General features: G+C 55.2%; 22 protein-coding genes and 4 tRNA genes. All 26 read right to left on the bottom strand.

Translation table 11 applies throughout. The features are described from left to right. Positions 1-5: 5 nt before the first annotated feature. Positions 6-338: a 50S ribosomal protein L22 gene (rplV, locus tag GIW02_RS17410; RefSeq protein WP_003103908.1), complete on the bottom strand. Its 333-nt coding sequence runs from the start codon at positions 336-338 to the stop codon at positions 6-8. 11 nt (positions 339-349) lie between these two features. Then, positions 350-625 carry a 30S ribosomal protein S19 gene (rpsS, locus tag GIW02_RS17405; RefSeq protein WP_002555486.1) on the bottom strand — a complete coding sequence of 92 codons (276 nt, stop codon included), beginning with the start codon at positions 623-625 and terminating at the stop codon, positions 350-352. Positions 626-641: 16 nt separating this feature from the next. Continuing rightward, positions 642-1,466: a 50S ribosomal protein L2 gene (gene rplB, locus GIW02_RS17400; protein ID WP_008053874.1), complete on the bottom strand. Its 825-nt coding sequence runs from the start codon at positions 1,464-1,466 to the stop codon at positions 642-644. A gap of 14 nt (positions 1,467-1,480) precedes the next feature. Further along, positions 1,481-1,780, bottom strand: coding sequence for a 50S ribosomal protein L23 (gene rplW, locus GIW02_RS17395; protein ID WP_002555488.1), 300 nt, complete (start codon positions 1,778-1,780; stop codon positions 1,481-1,483). Beyond that, complete coding sequence (rplD, locus tag GIW02_RS17390) at positions 1,777-2,379, bottom strand: 50S ribosomal protein L4 (protein WP_017135963.1); 603 nt, start codon at positions 2,377-2,379, stop codon at positions 1,777-1,779. The genes rplW and rplD overlap by 4 nt, the downstream gene beginning before the upstream one ends. 12 nt (positions 2,380-2,391) lie before the next feature. Beyond that, positions 2,392-3,027, bottom strand: coding sequence for a 50S ribosomal protein L3 (rplC, locus tag GIW02_RS17385; RefSeq protein WP_003194649.1), 636 nt, complete (start codon positions 3,025-3,027; stop codon positions 2,392-2,394). Between the two features lie 81 nt (positions 3,028-3,108). Further along, a complete protein-coding gene (gene rpsJ / locus GIW02_RS17380) occupies positions 3,109-3,420 on the bottom strand; it encodes a 30S ribosomal protein S10 (protein WP_003186070.1) in 312 nt (103 codons plus the stop codon). A gap of 158 nt (positions 3,421-3,578) precedes the next feature. Next, positions 3,579-4,772 carry an elongation factor Tu gene (tuf, locus tag GIW02_RS17375; protein WP_025857206.1) on the bottom strand — a complete coding sequence of 398 codons (1,194 nt, stop codon included), beginning with the start codon at positions 4,770-4,772 and terminating at the stop codon, positions 3,579-3,581. A gap of 30 nt (positions 4,773-4,802) precedes the next feature. After that, the gene (gene fusA, locus GIW02_RS17370; RefSeq protein ID WP_236411516.1) at positions 4,803-6,908 is read right to left on the bottom strand and encodes an elongation factor G; all 2,106 of its coding nucleotides are present in this window, start codon (positions 6,906-6,908) and stop codon (positions 4,803-4,805) included. 30 nt (positions 6,909-6,938) lie between these two features. After that, on the bottom strand, positions 6,939-7,409 hold the full coding sequence (rpsG, locus tag GIW02_RS17365) for a 30S ribosomal protein S7 (protein WP_002555493.1): 471 nt from the start codon (positions 7,407-7,409) through the stop codon (positions 6,939-6,941). A gap of 118 nt (positions 7,410-7,527) precedes the next feature. Then, positions 7,528-7,899: a 30S ribosomal protein S12 gene (gene rpsL / locus GIW02_RS17360; RefSeq protein WP_002555494.1), complete on the bottom strand. Its 372-nt coding sequence runs from the start codon at positions 7,897-7,899 to the stop codon at positions 7,528-7,530. 216 nt (positions 7,900-8,115) lie between these two features. Beyond that, the gene (gene rpoC / locus GIW02_RS17355; RefSeq protein WP_236411518.1) at positions 8,116-12,315 is read right to left on the bottom strand and encodes a DNA-directed RNA polymerase subunit beta'; all 4,200 of its coding nucleotides are present in this window, start codon (positions 12,313-12,315) and stop codon (positions 8,116-8,118) included. 64 nt (positions 12,316-12,379) lie between these two features. Next, positions 12,380-16,453 carry a DNA-directed RNA polymerase subunit beta gene (gene rpoB / locus GIW02_RS17350; protein WP_122540638.1) on the bottom strand — a complete coding sequence of 1,358 codons (4,074 nt, stop codon included), beginning with the start codon at positions 16,451-16,453 and terminating at the stop codon, positions 12,380-12,382. Positions 16,454-16,672: 219 nt separating this feature from the next. Next, positions 16,673-17,038 carry a 50S ribosomal protein L7/L12 gene (gene rplL, locus GIW02_RS17345; protein WP_017736673.1) on the bottom strand — a complete coding sequence of 122 codons (366 nt, stop codon included), beginning with the start codon at positions 17,036-17,038 and terminating at the stop codon, positions 16,673-16,675. Between the two features lie 78 nt (positions 17,039-17,116). Then, positions 17,117-17,617 carry a 50S ribosomal protein L10 gene (gene rplJ / locus GIW02_RS17340; RefSeq protein WP_003232405.1) on the bottom strand — a complete coding sequence of 167 codons (501 nt, stop codon included), beginning with the start codon at positions 17,615-17,617 and terminating at the stop codon, positions 17,117-17,119. Positions 17,618-17,815: 198 nt separating this feature from the next. After that, positions 17,816-18,511 (bottom strand): 50S ribosomal protein L1, encoded by a 696-nt coding sequence (rplA, locus tag GIW02_RS17335; protein WP_003176434.1) that lies wholly within the window; start codon positions 18,509-18,511, stop codon positions 17,816-17,818. After that, on the bottom strand, positions 18,511-18,942 hold the full coding sequence (rplK, locus tag GIW02_RS17330; protein ID WP_003176435.1) for a 50S ribosomal protein L11: 432 nt from the start codon (positions 18,940-18,942) through the stop codon (positions 18,511-18,513). Before rplK ends, rplA begins: the two co-directional genes overlap by 1 nt. 117 nt (positions 18,943-19,059) lie before the next feature. Further along, entirely contained in the window at positions 19,060-19,593 is a 534-nt protein-coding gene (gene nusG, locus GIW02_RS17325; protein WP_003176436.1) for a transcription termination/antitermination protein NusG, read from the bottom strand. 9 nt (positions 19,594-19,602) lie between these two features. Next, positions 19,603-19,971, bottom strand: coding sequence for a preprotein translocase subunit SecE (secE, locus tag GIW02_RS17320; protein WP_003194658.1), 369 nt, complete (start codon positions 19,969-19,971; stop codon positions 19,603-19,605). Between the two features lie 45 nt (positions 19,972-20,016). Next, positions 20,017-20,092 (bottom strand) — tRNA-Trp (locus tag GIW02_RS17315). Positions 20,093-20,253: 161 nt separating this feature from the next. Continuing rightward, positions 20,254-20,329, bottom strand: a tRNA-Thr gene (locus tag GIW02_RS17310). A gap of 26 nt (positions 20,330-20,355) precedes the next feature. Continuing rightward, positions 20,356-20,429: transfer RNA gene (locus GIW02_RS17305), tRNA-Gly, on the bottom strand. Positions 20,430-20,453: 24 nt separating this feature from the next. Next, positions 20,454-20,538, bottom strand: a tRNA-Tyr gene (locus GIW02_RS17300). A gap of 142 nt (positions 20,539-20,680) precedes the next feature. Beyond that, on the bottom strand, positions 20,681-21,127 hold the full coding sequence (locus GIW02_RS17295; RefSeq protein WP_236411520.1) for a hypothetical protein: 447 nt from the start codon (positions 21,125-21,127) through the stop codon (positions 20,681-20,683). A gap of 7 nt (positions 21,128-21,134) precedes the next feature. After that, positions 21,135-21,884 (bottom strand): pantothenate kinase, encoded by a 750-nt coding sequence (locus GIW02_RS17290; RefSeq protein WP_236411521.1) that lies wholly within the window; start codon positions 21,882-21,884, stop codon positions 21,135-21,137. Then, positions 21,874-22,833, bottom strand: a complete 960-nt coding sequence (gene birA, locus GIW02_RS17285; protein WP_236421957.1) for a bifunctional biotin--[acetyl-CoA-carboxylase] ligase/biotin operon repressor BirA — start codon at positions 22,831-22,833, stop codon at positions 21,874-21,876. The genes GIW02_RS17290 and birA overlap by 11 nt, the downstream gene beginning before the upstream one ends. Positions 22,834-23,066 lie beyond the last annotated feature (233 nt).

Here is a 23,066-nt window from a genome sequence, read left to right as displayed (position 1 = left end):
CTCCGTTACTTGTCAGCAACCTTGACAGTGATATGGCAAGACCGCTTGACGATGCGATCAGCACGGCCTTTGGCACGTGGCATGATGCGCTTCAGCGAACGCCCTTCGTTGACGAAAACGGTGCTGACCTTGAGGTCATCAACGTCTGCGCCTTCGTTATGCTCGGCGTTGGCTACGGCCGACTCCAGCACTTTCTTCATGATCTCGGCGGCTTTCTTACTGCTGAAAGCCAACAGGTTGAGCGCTTCGCCCACCTTCTTCCCGCGGATCTGGTCGGCGACCAAGCGGGCTTTCTGGGCGGAGATTCGAGCGCCCGACAACTTAGCGGCTACTTCCATTTCCTTACCCCTTAACGCTTGGCTTTCTTGTCTGCCACGTGCCCACGATAAGTGCGGGTACCGGCAAACTCGCCTAGTTTGTGGCCGACCATGTCTTCGTTAACGAGAACTGGGACGTGTTGACGACCGTTGTGTACTGCGATGGTCAGACCGACCATTTGTGGCAGGATCATCGAACGACGCGACCAGGTTTTAACTGGTTTGCGATCGTTCTTTTCCGCCGCCACTTCGATCTTCTTCAGTAGGTGAAGATCAATAAAAGGACCTTTTTTCAGAGAACGTGGCACTGTCGTATCCCTCTATTTACTTGCGACGACGGACGATCATTTTGTCGGTACGCTTATTACCACGAGTCTTCGCGCCCTTAGTCGGGAAGCCCCATGGCGATACCGGATGACGACCACCAGAGGTACGACCTTCACCACCACCGTGTGGGTGGTCAACCGGGTTCATGGCAACACCACGAACGGTTGGGCGAACGCCACGCCAGCGTTTGGCACCAGCTTTACCCAGCGAACGCAGGCTGTGCTCGGAGTTCGAGACTTCACCCAGGGTCGCGCGGCATTCAGCCAGCACTTTACGCATCTCACCAGAACGCAGACGCAGGGTCACGTAGACACCTTCACGAGCGATCAGCTGAGCCGAAGCACCAGCGGAACGAGCGATTTGGGCGCCTTTACCTGGCTTCAATTCGATGCCGTGTACGGTGCTACCAACTGGAATGTTACGCAGTTGCAAAGCGTTGCCCGGCTTGATCGGTGCCAGGGCACCTGCGATCAGCTGGTCGCCAGCACTCACGCCTTTAGGGGCGATGATGTAGCGACGCTCGCCATCTGCGTACAGCAGCAGAGCGATGTGAGCAGTACGGTTTGGATCGTATTCGATACGCTCGACAGTGGCAGAGATGCCATCTTTGTCGTTGCGACGGAAATCGACCAGACGATAATGCTGCTTATGGCCACCACCGATGTGACGAGTGGTAATACGACCATTGTTGTTACGACCACCAGACTTCGATTTTTTCTCGAGCAGCGGTGCGTGAGGAGCGCCTTTATGCAGCTCCTGGTTGACCACCTTGACCACAAAACGGCGGCCAGGGGAAGTCGGTTTGCATTTAACGATTGCCATGATGCACCCCTTCCTTACTCAGCACTGCTGCTGAAATCGAGATCTTGGCCTGGCTGAAGGGAGATAACTGCCTTCTTCCAGTCATTACGCTTGCCCAGACCGCGAGCAGTGCGCTTGCTCTTACCCAGAACATTCAGGGTAGTAACACGCTCTACTTTCACGCTGAACAGGCTTTCGACGGCCTTCTTGATTTCCAGCTTGGTTGCGTCAGTTGCAACCTTGAAAACGAACTGGCCTTTCTTGTCAGCCAGAACCGTAGCCTTTTCGGAAACGTGCGGGCCAAGCAGAACTTTAAATACGCGTTCCTGGTTCATCCCAGCAGCTCCTCGAATTTCTTCACGGCCGACACGGTGATCAACACCTTGTCGTATGCGATCAGACTAACTGGATCGGAACCTTGCACGTCACGTACATCAACGTGTGGCAGGTTGCGAGCAGCCAGGTACAGGTTCTGATCAACAGCTTCAGACACGATCAAAACGTCGGTCAGGCTCATGTTGTTCAGTTTGCCCAGCAGATCTTTGGTTTTTGGACTTTCAACAGCGAAGTCCTGAACCACGACCAGACGATCAGTACGCACGAGTTCAGCAAGGATGGAGCGCAGTGCTGCGCGATACATCTTCTTGTTGAGCTTCTGAGTGTGATCCTGTGGACGAGCTGCGAAAGTGGTACCGCCGCCACGCCAGATTGGGCTACGGATAGTACCGGCACGAGCACGGCCAGTGCCTTTCTGACGCCAAGGGCGCTTACCGCCACCACGTACGTCGGAACGGGTCTTTTGCTGCTTGCTACCTTGACGGCCGCCGGCCATGTAGGCCACGACTGCTTGGTGAACCAGCGTCTCGTTGAATTCGCCGCCAAATGTCAGTTCGGAAACTTCGATCGCTTGAGCGTCATTTACATTTAATTGCATGTCAGCTTCCCCTTAACCGCGAGCCTTGGCCGCTGGACGTACAACCAGGTTGCCGCCAGTAGCGCCAGGAACAGCACCCTTGACCAACAACAGATTGCGTTCAGCGTCGACGCGCACTACTTCGAGGGACTGCACGGTCACGCGCTCAGCGCCCATATGACCGGACATTTTTTTGCCCTTGAATACACGACCAGGAGTCTGGCACTGGCCAATAGAGCCCGGGACGCGGTGGGAAACGGAGTTACCGTGAGTGTTGTCTTGACCACGGAAATTCCAACGCTTGATCGTACCCTGGAAGCCTTTACCTTTGGACTGACCGGTTACATCAACCAGTTGACCAGCGGCGAAGATTTCAGCGTTGATCAGATCGCCAGCCTGGTAGTCGCCGTCTTCGAGACGGAACTCCATAACAGTACGACCAGCTGCAACGTTTGCTTTTGCGAAGTGACCTGCTTGAGCAGCAGTCACACGCGAAGCACGACGCTCGCCGACAGTGACTTGCACTGCACGATAGCCATCGGTTTCTTCAGTTTTGAACTGGGTGACGCGATTCGGTTCGATCTCAATGACCGTGACCGGAATGGAGACACCTTCTTCGGTGAAAATACGGGTCATACCGCATTTACGACCGACTACACCAATAGTCATGTTGTAAACCTCATGAGTGTACGGGGCTTTCACCCGCTATGGCCGCCCATTTCAGAGCGTTACACGACTAAGACCCAAGTCTTAGCCGAGGCTGATCTGTACTTCCACACCGGCCGCCAGATCAAGCTTCATAAGTGCATCAACGGTTTTATCCGTTGGCTGGACGATGTCCAGTACGCGCTTATGAGTACGGATCTCGTACTGGTCACGCGCGTCTTTGTTGACGTGCGGGGAGACCAGAACGGTGAACCGTTCTTTACGGGTAGGCAGTGGAATTGGACCACGCACTTGAGCACCAGTACGTTTCGCGGTTTCCACGATTTCCTGGGTGGATTGGTCGATCAGGCGATGGTCAAAAGCCTTCAACCTGATACGGATTTGCTGATTTTGCATTGGATTTCAGACTCCGGCTGCTATTCCCAGCGAGCGCAATACGCCCGTTAAAAGGAGGCGCAATTCTATAGACGCCCCAGATGGGTGTCAACCCAATAAAAAAGGCCCCCGCTGAGCGGGGGCCTTCTCAAAAAATCGAGCTATCTCAGAAGAGATAATTACTCGATGATTTTAGCTACAACGCCAGCACCAACGGTACGGCCGCCTTCACGGATAGCGAAGCGCAGACCGTCTTCCATTGCGATGGTTTTGATCAGGGTAACAGTCATTTGAATGTTATCGCCTGGCATTACCATTTCAACGCCTTCTGGCAGTTCGCAGTTACCGGTCACGTCAGTAGTACGGAAGTAGAACTGTGGACGGTAGCCTTTGAAGAACGGAGTATGACGGCCGCCTTCTTCTTTGCTCAGAACGTAAACTTCTGCGGTGAACTTGGTGTGCGGCTTAACCGAACCTGGCTTAACCAGAACCTGGCCACGCTCAACGTCGTCACGCTTGGTACCACGCAGCAGAACGCCGCAGTTCTCGCCAGCACGACCTTCGTCGAGCAGCTTACGGAACATTTCAACACCGGTGCAGGTGGTGACGGTGGTGTCACGCAGACCAACGATTTCCAGTGGATCTTGAACGCGAACGATACCGCGCTCGATACGACCAGTCACAACAGTACCGCGACCGGAGATCGAGAATACGTCTTCGATTGGCATCAGGAACGGCTTGTCGGTCAGACGAACTGGTTCTGGGATGTAGGTATCCAGAGTTTCAACCAGTTTACGAACGGCAGTGGTGCCCATTTCGTTTTCGTCGTTACCTTCCAGAGCCATACGAGCAGAACCGATGATGATCGGAGTGTCGTCGCCTGGGAAGTCGTAAGTGCTCAGCAGATCGCGCACTTCCATCTCAACCAGTTCCAGCAGCTCAGCGTCGTCTACCAGGTCAGCCTTGTTCAGGAAAACCACGATGTACGGAACGCCTACCTGACGGGACAGCAGGATGTGCTCACGGGTTTGTGGCATCGGACCATCAGCGGCCGAGCAAACCAGGATAGCGCCGTCCATTTGGGCAGCACCAGTGATCATGTTCTTCACGTAGTCAGCGTGACCTGGGCAGTCAACGTGAGCGTAGTGACGAATAGTCGAGTTGTACTCAACGTGCGCGGTGTTGATGGTGATACCACGAGCTTTTTCTTCTGGTGCGCTGTCGATCTTGTCGAAGTCAACACGAGCCGAACCGAAAACTTCGGAGCAGACGCGAGTCAGAGCAGCGGTCAGAGTGGTTTTACCGTGGTCAACGTGGCCGATGGTGCCAACGTTTACGTGCGGTAGGGAACGATCAAATTTTTCTTTAGCCACGACAATTAACTCCTTGCCTAAAGGACTGAATCAGCCTTGTTTTTTGGATACAGTTTCAGCGATGTGCGCCGGAGCTGTGTTGTATTTTTTGAATTCCATAGAGTAGCTTGCGCGACCCTGGGACATGGAGCGAACGTCGGTCGCATAACCGAACATCTCACCCAACGGAACCTCGGCGCGAATCACTTTGCCGGAAACCGTGTCTTCCATACCCAAGATCATGCCGCGACGACGGTTAAGGTCGCCCATGACATCACCCATATAGTCTTCAGGTGTAACAACTTCTACCGCCATGATTGGCTCAAGCAACTCACCACCGCCCTTTTGGGCCAGTTGCTTGGTTGCCATGGAAGCAGCCACCTTAAACGCCATCTCGTTGGAGTCGACGTCGTGGTAAGAACCGTCAAAAACGGTTGCTTTCAGGCCGATCAGCGGATAGCCGGCAACAACACCGTTCTTCATCTGCTCTTCGATACCCTTCTGGATAGCAGGGATGTATTCCTTAGGAACAACACCACCTACTACTTCGTTCACGAATTGCAGACCTTCCTGACCTTCGTCAGCAGGAGCAAAACGGATCCAGCAGTGACCGAACTGACCACGACCGCCGGACTGACGAACGAACTTGCCTTCGATTTCACAGTTCTTCGTGATGCGCTCACGATAGGAAACCTGAGGCTTACCGATGTTGGCTTCGACGTTGAACTCACGGCGCATCCGGTCAACCAGGATGTCCAGGTGCAACTCGCCCATGCCGGAGATGATCGTTTGACCAGTCTCCTCATCAGTTTTGACGCGGAAAGATGGATCTTCCTGAGCAAGTTTGCCCAGAGCGATACCCATTTTTTCCTGGTCATCCTTGGTCTTAGGCTCTACGGCAACCGAAATAACCGGCTCCGGGAAGTCCATGCGAACCAGGATGATTGGCTTAGCAGCGTCGCACAAAGTCTCACCAGTGGTGACGTCCTTCATGCCGATCAGGGCCGCGATGTCACCAGCGCGTACTTCCTTGATCTCTTCACGGGCGTTTGCGTGCATTTGCACCATACGACCCACGCGCTCTTTCTTGCCTTTAACCGAGTTGATCACGCCGTCGCCGGATGCCAACACGCCCGAGTAAACGCGGACGAAGGTCAAAGTACCCACGAATGGGTCGGTAGCGATCTTGAACGCCAGAGCCGAGAACGGCTCGCTGTCGTCAGCATGACGCTCCATCTCTTCTTCCTCGTTATCAGGGTTGGAACCCTTGATAGCAGGAATGTCGGTTGGAGCAGGCAGGAAGTCGATAACGGCGTCGAGAACCAGGGGAACACCCTTGTTCTTGAAGGAAGAACCGCAAACAGCCAAGACGATCTCACCAGCGATAGTACGCTGACGCAGAGCGGCCTTGATTTCCACGTTGGTGAGTTCTTCACCTTCGAGGTACTTGTTCATCAGCTCTTCGCTGGCTTCGGCCGCAGCCTCAACCATGTTGTTACGCCACTCGTCAGCCAGCTCTTGCAGCTCAGCCGGGATCGGCTTGCGAACAGGAACCATGCCTTTGTCAGCGTCATTCCAGTAGACCGCTTCCATGTTGATCAGATCGATCTGACCCTGGAAGTTGTCTTCGGAACCGATGGCCAATTGAATTGGCACCGGGGTGTGACCCAGACGCTGCTTGATCTGACCGATCACGCGCAGGAAGTTGGCACCAGCACGGTCCATCTTGTTTACGTAAACAAGACGTGGAACGCCGTATTTGTTGGCTTGACGCCATACGGTTTCCGACTGTGGCTCAACACCCGAGGTACCGCAGAACACAACGACAGCGCCGTCGAGTACACGCAGGGAACGCTCAACTTCAATGGTGAAGTCTACGTGGCCCGGGGTATCGATTACGTTGAAGCGATGCTCGTCTTTGTACTGCTTCTCGGAACCTTTCCAGAAGGCGGTAATAGCAGCAGAAGTAATGGTAATACCACGCTCCTGCTCCTGAACCATCCAGTCTGTGGTCGCGGCGCCGTCATGCACCTCGCCCATTTTGTGACTTTTGCCGGTGTAAAACAGTACGCGCTCGGTGGTGGTGGTTTTACCAGCATCCACGTGAGCAACGATACCGATGTTACGGTAGCGGCTAATCGGAGTAGTACGAGCCATAAAGCCCTCGCAAAATTAGTGAAGCTAGAATTAGAAGCGGTAGTGCGAGAAAGCTTTGTTAGCTTCAGCCATACGGTGCACGTCTTCACGCTTCTTAACAGCAGCACCTTTACCTTCAGCAGCGTCCAACAGCTCGCCGGCCAAACGCAGAGCCATAGACTTCTCGCCGCGCTTACGGGCGAAGTCTACCAACCAGCGCATTGCCAGAGCGTTACGACGGGACGGGCGAACTTCAACCGGAACCTGGTAAGTAGCACCGCCTACACGGCGCGACTTCACTTCGACCAGCGGAGCGATGGCGTCGAGAGCTTTCTCGAAGATTTCCAGGGGGTCGCTGTTCTTGCGTTCTTTAACCTTTTCCAGCGCGCCATAAACGATACGCTCGGCAACGGCTTTCTTGCCGCTTTCCATCACGTGGTTCATGAACTTGGCCAGGATTTGGCTTCCGTATTTTGGATCGTCAAGCACTTCGCGCTTGGCTGCTACGCGTCTTCTTGGCATGGATAAGCCCTCAAACGGTCTTCAGGTTCGCTCGGAATCGGTGCCCTTTCGGGACGCCTCCGACCTTACTCTTATCGACTCAGAAAATAAGATGATTCAGTTTTACAAAAAGCCGCTACTACTTAGGCTTCTTGGTACCGTACTTCGAACGACCCTGGTTACGACCTTTAACGCCGGAAGTATCCAAGGAGCCGCGTACGGTGTGGTAACGAACACCTGGCAAGTCTTTTACACGACCGCCGCGGATCAGTACCACGCTGTGCTCTTGCAGGTTGTGGCCTTCACCGCCGATGTACGAGGAAACCTCGAAACCGTTGGTCAGACGCACACGGCATACTTTACGCAGTGCCGAGTTAGGTTTTTTCGGCGTAGTGGTATACACGCGAGTGCATACGCCACGACGTTGCGGGCAGTTCTGCAGCGCAGGTACGTCGGATTTCTCGACGATACGCTTACGCGGCTGACGTACCAGCTGGTTGATAGTTGCCATCTACTAGCTCCACTGTTGTCTTGCGACGCTATTGTCTTGCAAGAAAAGCAAAATGGCAGGAACGAATTCCCGCCAAATTTAGGGGTACAAGAGTCTAAAGAGGATCTTGTCCCCAGTCAAGGCAAGGCCCCGACCTCCCCTCTCATCGAACCGGGGCAAAATTGCCTCGATCCGACGAATGGGGCTGCCAGGGCCCAGACTTATCTACCGCAGAACTCAGTTACCGCTTGAGTTCAGCGCTTCGGTCAGTGCAGCTTCCACTTCACTGGCGCTCACGCGCAACGGCTTGTCAGCATCACGGCGGCGCTTACGCTCGCTGTGGTAAGCCAAACCGGTACCTGCCGGGATCAGACGACCCACGACCACGTTCTCTTTCAGGCCGCGCAGGTAATCGCGCTTGCCGGTTACCGCTGCTTCGGTCAGTACGCGAGTGGTCTCCTGGAAGGAGGCCGCCGAGATGAACGACTCAGTGGACAACGACGCCTTAGTGATACCCAGCAGCACGCGAGTGAACTTGGAAACGAATTTCTCTTCGTTCGTCAGGCGCTCGTTTTCAACCAGTACGTGAGTCAATTCCATCTGGTCGCCCTTGATGAAACTGGAATCGCCGGATTCAGCGATTTCAACTTTACGCAGCATCTGACGCAGGATGGTCTCGATGTGCTTATCGTTGATCTTCACGCCTTGCAGGCGGTAAACGTCCTGGATCTCGTTAACGATGTACTTGGCCAGCGCACTCACACCCAGCAGACGCAGGATGTCGTGTGGATCGCTCGGGCCGTCGGAGATAACTTCGCCGCGGTTTACCTGTTCGCCTTCAAACACGTTCAGGTGACGCCACTTAGGAATCAGCTCTTCGTACGGATCGCTACCGTCGTTCGGGGTAATGACCAGACGGCGCTTGCCTTTGGTCTCTTTACCGAACGCGATGGTGCCGCTGACTTCAGCCAGAATCGACGCTTCTTTCGGACGACGAGCTTCGAACAAGTCGGCAACACGCGGCAGACCACCGGTGATGTCACGGGTCTTCGAAGTTTCTTGCGGGATACGCGCGATAACATCACCGATCGCGATCTTCGCACCATCCGCTACACCGACCAGGGCGTTGGCTGGCAGGAAGTACTGAGCGATTACGTCAGTGCCTGGAAGCAACAGATCCTTGCCGTTGTCATCGACCATCTTCACGGCAGGACGGATGTCTTTACCGGCAGCTGGACGATCTTTCGCGTCGAGTACTTCAATGTTGGTCATACCGGTCAATTCGTCAGTCTGACGCTTGATCGTGATGCCTTCTTCCATGCCCACGTAGGTCACGGTACCTTTCATTTCGGTAACGATTGGGTGAGTGTGCGGATCCCACTTGGCCACGATTGCGCCAGCGTCGACCTTGTCACCTTCTTTAACCGAGATCACAGCACCGTACGGCAGCTTGTAACGCTCACGCTCACGACCGAAGTCATCAGCGATCGCCAGCTCACCGGAACGGGACACAGCTACCAGGTGGCCATCCACTCGCTCAACGTGTTTCAGGTTGTGCAGACGGACAGTACCGCCATTCTTCACCTGAACGCTGTCAGCTGCGGAGGTCCGGCTTGCCGCACCACCGATGTGGAACGTACGCATGGTCAGCTGGGTACCCGGCTCACCGATGGACTGGGCAGCGATAACGCCGACCGCTTCACCGATGTTCACCTGGTGACCACGAGCCAAGTCACGGCCGTAGCACTTGGCGCAAATGCCGTAGCGGGTTTCGCAGCTGATCGGCGAGCGAACGATCACTTCGTCGATGCTGTTGAGTTCGATGAACTCGACCCACTTCTCGTCAACCAGGGTGCCGGCCGGAACGATAACTTCCTCGGTACCTGGCTTGAATACGTCACGGGCAATAACACGACCCAATACGCGCTCACCCAGCGGCTCTACAACGTCACCGCCTTCAATGTGCGGAGTCATCAGCAGGCCGTGCTCGGTGCCGCAATCGATCTCGGTTACAACCAGATCTTGTGCAACGTCTACCAGACGACGAGTCAGGTAACCGGAGTTAGCGGTTTTCAACGCGGTATCCGCAAGACCCTTACGAGCACCGTGCGTGGAGATGAAGTACTGAAGTACGCTCAAACCTTCACGGAAGTTCGCAGTAATCGGCGTTTCGATGATGGAACCGTCCGGCTTGGCCATCAGGCCCCGCATACCGGCGAGCTGACGGATCTGCGCAGCAGAACCCCGTGCGCCCGAGTCGGCCATCATGTACATCGAGTTGAAGGACTCCTGGTCAACTTCGTCGCCATGACGGTCGATGACTTTCTCTTTCGAGAGGTTGGCCATCATCGCCTTGGAGACTTCGTCGTTGGCCTTGGACCAAAGGTCGATCACCTTGTTGTACTTCTCGCCCTGGGTTACCAGGCCGGAGGCGTACTGGCTCTCGATCTCTTTCACTTCATCAGTAGCAGCATTGATGATGCGGGCTTTTTCATCCGGGATAACGAAGTCGTTAACACCGATGGAAACGCCGGAAATGGTCGAATAAGCAAAACCGGTGTACATCAACTGGTCAGCGAAGATCACGGTCTCTTTCAAACCAACCACGCGGTAGCACTGGTTGATCAGCTTGGAGATCGCCTTTTTCTTCATCGGCAGGTTGACGACGTCGTACGACAGACCTTTTGGCACAACCTGGTACAACAGCGCACGGCCAACAGTGGTGTCGACGATACGGGTGTTGCTCACGCTGCCGCCGTCACGGTCGTTGACGGTTTCGTTGATCCGCACTTTGACCTTGGCGTGCAGTGCGGCTTCGCCGGCACGGAACACACGGTCAACTTCTTGCAGGTCAGCGAACACACGACCTTCGCCCTTGGCGTTGATCGCTTCACGGGTCATGTAGTACAGACCCAATACAACGTCCTGCGACGGAACGATGATTGGCTCACCGTTGGCTGGCGACAGGATGTTGTTGGTCGACATCATCAACGCACGCGCTTCCAACTGGGCTTCCAGTGTCAGCGGTACGTGCACGGCCATTTGGTCGCCGTCGAAGTCGGCGTTGTACGCAGCACAGACCAGAGGGTGCAGCTGGATAGCCTTACCTTCGATCAGTACCGGTTCAAACGCCTGGATACCCAGACGGTGAAGGGTCGGTGCACGGTTGAGGAGAACCGGGTGTTCGCGGATCACTTCAGCGAGAACATCCCAAACCTCTGGCAGTTCGCGCTCGACCATTTTCTTGGCCGCTTTGATGGTGGTCGCGAGACCGCGCATTTCCAGCTTGCCGAAGATGAACGGCTTGAACAGCTCGAGAGCCATCTTCTTAGGCAGACCGCACTGGTGCAGACGCAGGGTCGGGCCTACGGTAATTACCGAACGACCGGAGTAGTCAACACGCTTACCGAGCAAGTTCTGACGGAAACGACCTTGCTTACCCTTGATCATGTCAGCCAGGGATTTCAGAGGACGCTTGTTCGAACCGGTGATAGCGCGGCCACGACGACCGTTGTCGAGCAAGGCATCGACAGCTTCTTGCAACATACGCTTTTCGTTGCGCACGATGATGTCCGGAGCGGACAGATCAAGCAGGCGCTTCAAGCGGTTGTTACGGTTGATCACGCGGCGGTACAGGTCGTTGAGGTCGGATGTCGCAAAACGACCACCGTCCAACGGTACCAGCGGACGCAGGTCTGGCGGCAGAACCGGCAGAACGGTCAGCACCATCCACTCTGGCAAGTTGCCGGAACCCTGGAAGGCTTCCATCAACTTCAGACGCTTGGACAGTTTCTTGATCTTGGTTTCGGAGTTGGTTTGCGGAATTTCTTCACGCAGACGGCCAATCTCGTGCTCCAGGTCGATAGCGTGCAGCAGCTCGCGGACAGCTTCGGCACCCATGCGGGCATCGAAATCGTCGCCGAACTCTTCCAGCGCTTCGAAGTACTGCTCGTCGTTCAGCAGCTGACCTTTTTCAAGGGTGGTCATGCCTGGATCGATAACGACATAGCTCTCGAAGTAGAGAACGCGTTCGATATCACGCAGGGTCATGTCCATCAGCAAGCCGATACGGGACGGCAGCGATTTCAGGAACCAGATGTGGGCAACCGGCGAAGCCAGTTCGATGTGCGCCATGCGCTCACGACGAACCTTGGCCAGTGCAACTTCAACGCCGCACTTCTCGCAGATCACACCACGGTGCTTCAAGCGCTTGTACTTACCGCACAGGCACTCGTAATCCTTTACCGGGCCAAAGATCTTGGCGCAGAACAGGCCGTCACGCTCAGGTTTGAACGTACGGTAGTTGATGGTTTCCGGCTTTTTAACTTCACCGAACGACCACGAACGGATCATCTCAGGCGATGCCAATCCAATACGGATGGCGTCGAACTCTTCGACTTGACCCTGGTTTTTCAGCAAATTCAGTAGGTCTTTCAAGGCCTTTCCTCCTGGCGGAGCAGAGAGCGGGCCAAATTGCCCCACTCTCGATTCGCGTCACGTGTTATTCGGTTTCCAGATCGATATCGATGCCGAGGGAACGAATTTCTTTGATCAACACGTTGAAGGACTCGGGCATGCCCGGCTCCATACGGTGATCGCCGTCCACGATGTTTTTGTACATCTTGGTCCGACCGTTCACATCGTCCGACTTCACTGTGAGCATTTCTTGCAGAGTGTAAGCAGCACCGTATGCTTCCAGTGCCCAGACCTCCATCTCCCCGAAACGCTGACCACCGAACTGAGCCTTACCACCCAGCGGCTGCTGGGTAACCAGGCTGTACGAACCGGTAGAACGAGCGTGCATCTTGTCGTCTACCAAGTGGTTCAGCTTCAGCATGTACATGTAGCCAACAGTAACCGGGCGCTCAAACTTGTTGCCGGTACGGCCGTCGAACAGCTGCATCTGGCCGCTTTCTGGCAGGTCTGCCAGTTTCAGCATGGCCTTGATTTCGCTTTCCTTGGCACCGTCGAATACCGGGGTAGCCATTGGAACGCCGCCGCGCAGGTTCTTCGCCAGATCCAGGATTTCCTGGTCGGAGAAGGTGTCCAGCTCTTCGTTGCGACCGCCGATCTCGTTGTAGATCTCGTGCAGGAACTTACGCAGGTCTGCGACCTTGCGCTGCTCTTCGATCATACGGTTGATCTTCTCGCCCAGACCTTTGGCCGCGAGGCCCAGGTGGGTTTCAAGGATCTGACCAACGTTCATACGCGAAGGTACGCCCAACGGGTTGAGGACGACGTCGACCGGTGTGCCATTGGCATCGTGCGGCATGTCTTCAACCGGCATGATCACGGAGACCACACCTTTGTTACCGTGACGACCGGCCATCTTGTCGCCCGGCTGGATGCGGCGACGGATTGCCAGGTAAACCTTGACGATTTTCAGCACGCCTGGAGCCAGGTCATCGCCCTGCTGCAGTTTGCGCTTCTTGTCTTCGAACTTGTCGTCCAGCAGACGGCGGCGATCAACGATGTAGGCCTGGGCCTTCTCGAGTTGCTCGTTCAGAGCATCTTCAGCCATGCGCAGTTTGAACCACTGGCCGTGCTCAAGACCGTCGAGAACTTCGTCGGTGATGTCCTGACCTTTCTTCAGACCTGCGCCGCCTTCAGCCTTGTGGCCTACCAGAGCGGAACGCAGACGTTCGAAGGTCGCGCCTTCAACGATACGGAACTCTTCGTTCAGGTCCTTGCGGATCTCGTCGAGTTGAGTCTTCTCGATGGACAGTGCACGAGCATCACGCTCAACGCCGTCACGGGTGAAGACCTGTACGTCGATGACAGTACCCTTGGTACCGGTAGGTACACGCAGGGAGGTGTCTTTAACGTCGCTGGCTTTTTCACCGAAGATGGCACGCAGCAGCTTCTCTTCCGGAGTCAGTTGAGTCTCGCCTTTCGGAGTGACCTTACCGACCAGGATGTCGCCTGCGCCAACTTCAGCACCTACGTAAACGATACCGGCTTCGTCCAGCTTGTTCAGTGCAGCTTCACCCACGTTCGGGATGTCTGCAGTGATTTCCTCTGGCCCAAGCTTGGTGTCACGCGCCACACAGGTCAGTTCCTGGATGTGGATCGTGGTGAAGCGGTCTTCTTGAACAACACGCTCGGACAGGCAGATGGAGTCTTCGAAGTTGAAGCCGTTCCATGCCATGAACGCGATGCGCATGTTCTGACCCAGTGCCAGCTCACCCATATCGGTGGACGGGCCGTCGGCCATGATGTCGCTACGCTGAACGCGATCACCCTTGCTCACCAGCGGACGCTGGTTGATGCAGGTGTTCTGGTTCGAGCGGGTGTATTTGGTCAGGTTGTAGATGTCGACACCGGCTTCGCCAGTTTCAACTTCGTCATCGGCAACACGAACCACGATACGGCTGGCATCAACAGAGTCGATCACGCCGCCACGACGAGCCACGACGCAAACGCCGGAGTCACGGGCTACGTTACGCTCCATGCCGGTACCTACCAGCGGCTTGTCAGCACGCAGGGTCGGTACAGCTTGACGCTGCATGTTGGAACCCATCAACGCACGGTTGGCGTCATCGTGCTCCAGGAACGGGATCAGCGACGCTGCAACCGAGACTACCTGCTTCGGCGAAACGTCCATCAAGGTGACGTCTTCCGGCGCCTTGACGGTGAACTCGTTCAAGTGACGAACAGCTACCAGCTCGTCGATCAGGACTTTCTTGTCGTTCATCGTGGCCGAAGCCTGAGCGATCACGTGATCAGCTTCTTCGATGGCGGACAGGAATACGATCTCGTCGGTGACCAGAGCGTCTTTCACCACACGGTACGGGCTCTCGAGGAAGCCGTACTGGTTGGTGCGCGCATAAGCGGCCAGGGAGTTGATCAGACCGATGTTCGGACCTTCCGGCGTTTCGATCGGGCAAACACGACCGTAGTGCGTCGGGTGTACGTCACGAACTTCGAAGCCCGCACGCTCACGGGTCAGACCGCCCGGGCCCAGTGCGGAAACACGGCGCTTGTGGGTAATCTCGGAGAGCGGGTTGTTCTGGTCCATGAACTGCGAGAGCTGGCTGGAACCGAAGAACTCTTTCACCGCCGCAGCCACTGGCTTGGCGTTGATCAGGTCTTGCGGCATCAGGCCTTCGCTTTCAGCCATCGACAGACGCTCTTTGACCGCACGCTCAACACGTACCAGGCCAACGCGGAACTGGTTCTCGGCCATTTCGCCTACGCAGCGAACACGACGGTTACCCAAGTGGTCGATGTCATCGACGATGCCTTTACCGTTACGGATGTCGACCAGGGTCTTCAGTACCGCGACGATGTCTTCCTTGCACAGCACGCCCGAACCTTCGATCTCGGTACGACCGATACGACGGTTGAACTTCATCCGGCCGACCGCAGACAGGTCATAGCGCTCAGGGCTGAAGAACAGGTTGTTGAACAGGGTTTCGGCAGCGTCTTTGGTTGGTGGCTCGCCAGGACGCATCATGCGATAGATCTCGACCAGCGCTTCCAATTGGTTGCTGGTGGAGTCGATCTTCAATGTGTCGGAGACGAACGGACCGCAGTCGATGTCGTTGGTGTACAGAGTCTCGATGCGTACAACCTGAGCCTTGGCGATTTTTGCCAGGATCTCGGTGTTCAGCTCGGTGTTGCACTCAGCCAGGATTTCGCCAGTAGCCGGGTGAACGATGACCTTGGCGGTGGTGCGACCCAGGACGTAGTCCAGAGGCACTTCCAGCGACTTGATACCGGCCTTTTCGATCTGGTTGATGTGGCGCGCAGTAATACGGCGACCCGCTTCAACAATGACCTTGCCATTCTCGTCCTGGATGTCCAGAACGGCAATTTCACCACGCAGACGCGAAGCAATAAGCTCCAGGCTGAGGGTTTCATCCTTCAGGCTGAATACGTTGGTGGTGTAGAAAGCGTCCAGCACTTGCTCAGTGGTATAGCCGAGCGCGCGCAGCAGTACCGAGGCCGGCAGCTTGCGACGACGGTCGATACGCACGAACACGCAGTCTTTCGGGTCGAACTCGAAGTCCAACCACGAACCGCGGTACGGAATGATCCGCGCGGAGTACAGGAGCTTACCGGAGCTGTGCGTCTTGCCGCGGTCGTGGTCAAAGAACACGCCCGGGGAACGGTGCAGCTGGGAAACGATAACACGCTCGGTACCGTTGATAACGAAGGTACCGTTTTCAGTCATCAGTGGGATTTCGCCCATGTAGACTTCTTGCTCTTTGATGTCCTTGATCGCTTTGTTCGACGACTCTTTGTCGAAAATGATCAGACGGACTTTTACCCGCAAAGGTACGGCGTACGTAACACCGCGCAACACGCATTCTTTGACATCAAATGCCGGTTCGCCCAGGCGATAACCGACGTACTCCAGCGCAGCATTGCCGGAGTAGCTGATGATCGGGAAAACGGATTTGAAGGCCGCATGCAGGCCCACGTCGCGGAACTGATCTTTGGTCGCTCCCGCCTGCAAGAATTCACGATACGAATCCAGCTGGATAGCCAGAAGGTACGGGACATCCATGACGTCCGGCAACTTGCTAAAGTCCTTGCGGATACGTTTTTTCTCAGTATATGAGTAAGCCATCAGCGTTCCCCAGCTTGGTCACCTGCTTGTTTGGCCCCTCCGACGGGAGCAGCCAGAAAATCTCGCAAACCCCATGGTTTGCACCACCGCTTCGGGTGGCTACAGCGCGTTAATGGCGGCGACCGAGTCGACAGCCAAGAACGGAAAAAGGCCGGTGGCAAGAGCCACCAGCCATCAGCCTTCAGCTTAACGCTTGGGCTGGAGACGCAAGGTCGATGCTTACTTCAGCTCGACTTTAGCGCCTGCTTCTTCCAGAGTAGCTTTGGCTTTGTCAGCTGCGTCTTTGGAGACAGCTTCCAGAACCACGGCAGGAGCGCCGTCAACTACAGCCTTGGCTTCTTTCAGGCCCAGACCGGTCAGTTCACGTACTGCCTTGATCACGTTTACTTTCTTCTCGCCAGCTTCGGTCAGCATGACGTTGAATTCGGTTTGCTCTTCAACAACGGCAGCAGCAGCAGCTGGGCCAGCGGAAGCAGCGGCAGCGGAAACGCCGAATTTTTCTTCGAAAGCTTTGATCAGCTCAACAACCTGCAGAACCGACATTTCAGCTACGGCGTTGAGGATATCGTCTTGGGAGATAGACATTGCTGTATTTCCTGAATTGGGGGACGGCCTACGCGGCCATCGAAATAAACAAAAATACGCGAGAGAAGTTGCTCAGCCTTAGGCTGCGGCAGCTTCTTTTTGCTCGCGAACTGCAGCCAGAGTACGAGCCAGCTTGCTGGTAGCGCCTTGAATCACGCTCATCAGCTGCGAAATGGCTTCGTCGCGGGTCGGCAGTGTTGCCAGTACGTCGATTTGGTTAGCTGCGAGGAACTTGCCCTCGAACGCAGCTGCCTTGATCTCGAACTTATCCTGACTCTTAGCGAATTCCTTGAACAAACGGGCAGCAGCGCCTGGATGATCCTTGGAGAACGCGATCAGAGTCGGGCCGGTGAACACGTCGTTGAGAACACTGTATTCAGTGTCAGCAACAGCGCGCTTGAGCAGGGTGTTACGTACAACACGTACGTATACGCCAGCTTCACGAGCCTCTTTACGGAGTCCGGTCATAGCGCCTACTGTCACACCACGGGCATCAGCCACGACAGCGGACAGAGCAGCTTTGGCAGCCTCGTTGACTTCAGCGACGATGGCCTTCTTGTCTTCGAGATTAATTGCCACGGGTTTAACTCCTGCTTGTTACCGTTTCATCTGGCCGGAGCCGGATGTCGTTTTGGTGTCTGATTCGGTAAGGAACCGGGAGCACCATCTGCGTAGGCTTATGGTTTAAGACTTGCGTCGCCTACGGTCTTGGATAGCCCCCGCCAGGCAGGGACCCCAATTTTTCAATTGGCGCAATCGCTTGCGCCAATCTGTGTCTTATACGTCCAGCGAGCCTTGGTCGATGACCAGACCTGGGCCCATAGTGGTGCTCAGGGTAACGCGCTTGACGTAGATACCTTTCGAGGAAGCTGGCTTGATACGCTTCAGATCAGCGATCAGGGCTTCAACGTTTTCCTTCAGCTTGACGGCATCAAAGCCGACTTTGCCAACGGAGGTGTGAATGATGCCGTTTTTGTCGGTGCGATAACGAACCTGACCAGCCTTGGCGTTTTTAACCGCGGTAGCTACGTCTGGCGTTACGGTGCCGACTTTAGGGTTAGGCATCAGACCACGTGGACCCAGGATCTGACCCAACTGACCTACAACGCGCATTGCATCCGGGGAGGCAATAACAACGTCATAGTTCAGGTCGCCGCCTTTCATTTCGGCAGCCAGGTCGTCCATACCAACGCGGTCTGCGCCGGCGGCCAGAGCAGCTTCAGCTGCCGGGCCTTGGGTGAAGACAGCTACACGTACAGTCTTGCCAGTACCGTGTGGCAGCACAGTAGCGCTACGAACGACCTGGTCGGATTTACGTGGGTCAACACCCAGGTTTACAGCAACGTCAACGGACTCGCTGAACTTGACAGTCGACAGCTCGGTCAGCAGGGCAGCAGCGTCTACAAAGTTGTAGGACTTGCCCGCTTCGATTTTGCCGGCGATAGCCTTTTGGCGCTTGGTCAGCTTAGCCATTACACACCCTCCACGTTAAGGCCCATGCTACGAGCAGAACCGGCGATGGTACGCACGGCTGCATCCATATCAGCTGCAGTCAGATCCGCGTTTTTGGTTTTCGCGATTTCTTCCAGCTGAGCACGAGTTACGGTGCCAACCTTAACGGTGTTAGGACGAGCGGAACCGCTAGTCAGACCGGCAGCTTTCTTCAACAGAACCGAAGCCGGGGTCGACTTGGTTTCGAAAGTGAAGCTACGGTCGCTGTATACAGTGATGATCACTGGAGTCGGCAGACCTGGCTCAAGACCCTGAGTACGGGCGTTGAAGGCTTTGCAGAATTCCATGATGTTCACGCCGTGCTGACCCAGAGCTGGACCGACGGGTGGGCTAGGGTTGGCCTGAGCGGCCTTCACTTGCAGCTTGATGTAAGCGGTAATTTTCTTGGCCATGAGGCACTCCAATTACGGGTTCGAACGCCTCGAAAGGCTCCCCGGTTACTTGCGCGTTTATCCCAGTGACGACAAAACCCCACAGCCTAAGGCTGCGGGGTTGGGATGCTTGCCCAGCTAGACCTTCTCGACCTGGCTGAACTCCAACTCTACCGGAGTAGAGCGACCGAAAATGAGCACTGCCACTTGGATCCGGCTCTTTTCGTAGTTAACTTCTTCGACGGTGCCGTTGAAATCAGCAAACGGACCATCTGTGACACGAACAACCTCACCCGGCTCGAACAACGTCTTCGGCTTAGGCTTGTCGCTACCGTCAGCAACACGACGCAGAATCGCTTCCGCTTCCTTGTCAGTGATCGGAGCAGGCTTATCAGCAGTACCGCCAATGAAACCCATGACACGAGGAGTGTCCTTGACCAAGTGCCAAGTACCTTCATTCATGTCCATCTGAACCAGCACGTAGCCAGGGAAGAACTTGCGTTCACTCTTGCGCTTCTGACCATTCCGCATTTCAACCACTTCTTCAGTGGGAACCAGAATTTCGCCGAAGCCATCTTCCATGCCTGCGAGCTTTACGCGCTCCAGCAAAGAGCGCATAACATGCTTCTCGTAACCCGAGTAAGCATGCACAACGTACCAACGCTTAGCCACGGGACACCCTTAGCCAACAATCAAGGAAACAAGCCAGCCGAGCAGGGAATCAAGCCCCCACAACAGCAACGCCATAACCAGAACAACAGCCACAACAATCAACGTGGTCTGCGTGGTTTCTTGGCGAGTCGGCCAAACGACTTTACGAATTTCGGTGCGAGCTTCCTTTACCAGGACCGCGAAAGACTTGCCTTTGGCAGTCTGCAGGCCCACAAAGGCAGCTACAGCAGCAAGGGCGAGCAAAGCGAGCACACGGTACAGGATCGGCGAAGCAGAGTAGTACTGATTGCCAACAACGCCTACGACCACCAATGCGACTACGGCGAGCCACTTGACGAGATCGAAACGAGAGCTTTGAGCTTCAGCCTTAGGAGTCATCTATGAAGATCCTGTGAAAAGAAAGCCAGATACACCACGTGAATCTGGCAGGTCAGGAGGGAATCGAACCCCCAACCTACGGTTTTGGAGACCGTCGCTCTGCCAATTGAGCTACTGACCTAAAACAAAATCAGGCCGACCATTATGCAGGCCTGAAAAAGACTTTACAACAACCAACCCCACTAGACTTGAAATCACCTAACAACAAAGCCAGGCACAACACCATCAAGCCGAGGTAGCTGTTAAAACAAAGGCAGATATTTTCATATCTGCCTTGTCATATGGAGCTCTTGAGCGGATTTGAACCGCTGACCTCACCCTTACCAAGGGTGTGCTCTACCAACTGAGCTACAAGAGCGAAACACCTTGCACAACCTGCAAACTTGGAGCGGGTAGCGGGAATCGAACCCGCATCATCAGCTTGGAAGGCTGAGGTTCTACCACTAAACTATACCCGCGGAGCTTGCAGCTCACGCTAAAAATGGTGGAGGGGGAAGGATTCGAACCTTCGAAGTCGTAGACGTCAGATTTACAGTCTGATCCCTTTGGCCGCTCGGGAACCCCTCCTAAGCGAGCCGGCATTCTACATCACGCCGGCCTTCTGTCAAGCATTTTCTCATTAAAAATATGAGGTTAGCTGCGTTGACCTTCGCTTCACGCTGTAGACCGTAAAGGTCTTCACTGCGAAGCGGGCGCCATTCTATGCAAACTATTCGACACTTGCAACGCCTTCGCACAACATTATTTTATGTTTTAACTCATTGAATTCCTTAGCAAGGTTTTCAAATGGCAGATCATCAGCCAGGCGCCGACTTTCTGGGGCCACGCGGAGCCAATAACCTGAGGTATCGGGCGTGGCCAGCAATTGAACTTTGACCTTTATATCCAGGCTTGTGAGGCGCTGCTCGAGCGTCTGCGCTTGGCGCTGATCCAAAAAACCACCGATGTACAAGCATGTATTCGGCGCGTCGGGCGCTTTTGCTCGATCCTTGCGGACCACATCATCGGCAGACTCACTCAGTAGTCGGATGTCTTGCTGTGAGCCCCGATAGAGACTCAAAGGAGTGACATCCTTGGCACGCAACGGCGCCTCTTGCTGATGCCATACGTAATAGAAGGCGTTGAGGACAAGTAAAAGTAAAAACAGCCAACGCATAATCACCTCAAGATAATGGACACGCCATCGCCAACCCCACGAAAATCAAATCAGGCACCAGCCGGGCCTGGGGCACCGCATCCGATACCAGGCCTGCATCCCCACCGGTGAGGAATACGGTGAAGTCATCCCCCCAGTAGGCGCGAGCCAATTCAAGCTGGGTCAGCACAAATCCCCTGAGCATTAATGTACAACCACGCTCTACCGCCTCTACGGTCGTACGGCCAGGCGAAAAGCCCTCCAAGGCCCTTTCCGCTGCGGCATCGTCATAACGTATCCTGCGCGTGTGCGTGCGAAGCTGGTTACGCATGAGAGGCATACCGGGGCAAATGAAGCCGCCCAGATGCTCACCGTCCGCCGCGATAAAGTCTGCAGTCGCTGCCGTGCCAAAATCGAGTACCAGGCAAGCACCCGATGCCAACTTGAACCCACCCAGCATCGCCAGCCAGCGATCAAGGCCAAGACGCTCGAAATCTTCGTAGCCGTTGCGCACCCCGGCCATTTCTCGTGCAGAAGCAGCACAGCAAACAACCACACCAAAAGCCTCTACGAGAGCCGCAACGAGCTTGTCCGTTTCCTCTATGGCGCGAACACTCACCAAGCGACAGCGTGTCAGCAATACTCCGGGCAGCGCTAGCAGGCTTTCAATCAGTGCGATGTCCGAACCTGCAACCCCTTCTGCAGAGGCACTGGCCCTATCCGACTCAAGGATTCGCCACTTGATAAAGCTATTCCCACAGTCGAGCTCAAGAATCATCACGCAACCTCAGGCTTAACTCACCACCACTGTATATTTTCTCGACGCCATCAACACTTAAACGCAACGCACCTTGAGGGTCGACCCCCAGGACAACTCCATCAACTTGGTTGACACCGGCGATAAGAGATACCGCCCTTCCCTGCCAAGCGTGATTTTGCTCCCACTCCTCCTGGAGCGCTGTAAAGCCTGCAACCCGGTGCCGATCCAGGTAGTGCTGCAGCTGCAGACCCAGTTGCGCGACCAGTCGGTTACGATCGACTGGAGAGCCTGTTTCGAGCTGCACGGAAGTCCACTGCTGATCGACTTCATCAGCTTTCTGCATATTCACGTTGACGCCTATTCCGAGGACAACGTGACAGATATCAGCTGGATCCCCCACCAACTCCAGCAAGATCCCGGCAATTTTTTTCTGCCCGACTAAAACGTCGTTTGGCCATTTCAAGCTCGCCCCCTGCACTCCCGACTCGCGCAGGGCTTGCATGACCGCCAAGCCGACAACCAGGCTTAGCCCTTCTAACTGCCTAAGGCCGCCGTCAATACGCAATACGAGACTGTAATACAGGTTCTGAGCGAACGGACTGACCCACCTACGGCCTCGCCTGCCTCGCCCTGCGGTTTGCTGCTCCGCCAGTACCAGGAACGGCGCCGCGCACCCAGCGCCAACAAGGCGCAAGGCTTCTGCGTTGGTAGAGTCGATGGAGTCGAATATATGAACAGGCCAGGCCAGGGAAGGCGCACTCAACGCAATCTCTGCGGCACTCAAGAATACCAGCGGCGAGGCCAGCTGATAGCCCTTGCCACGGACCTTATGGATGGGCAGATTCAATTCAGCCTCCAGGTGCTGGAGCTGCTTCCAGACAGCACTTCGGCTGACGCCCAGAGCGGCACCAAGTGCCTCCCCGGAGTGGAATCGGCCATCTTTTAGAAGTTTCAACAACGTCAGCATGCAAGTATCGCCTCACAATGAGGCACGCATGATAGCCATGCGAAGGGTCATTGCATAGAAAGGCGGGACTTTAGCATTGAAGGCCGCCGTAATGCGCCACTTCGCCCTTTTCGACCGCCCAAAACAAAACCCCTGTTTGCGTTAGCAAACAGGGGTTCTGGAATTTAATCTTGACGATGACCTACTCTCACATGGGGAAACCCCACACTACCATCGGCGATGCATCGTTTCAC

Source organism: Pseudomonas syringae (assembly GCF_021606685.1).
GTDB lineage: Bacteria > Pseudomonadota > Gammaproteobacteria > Pseudomonadales > Pseudomonadaceae > Aquipseudomonas > Aquipseudomonas syringae_R.
Note: the sequence above shows the minus strand (reverse complement) of the source record. Positions and strands in the feature narration are given on the sequence as shown.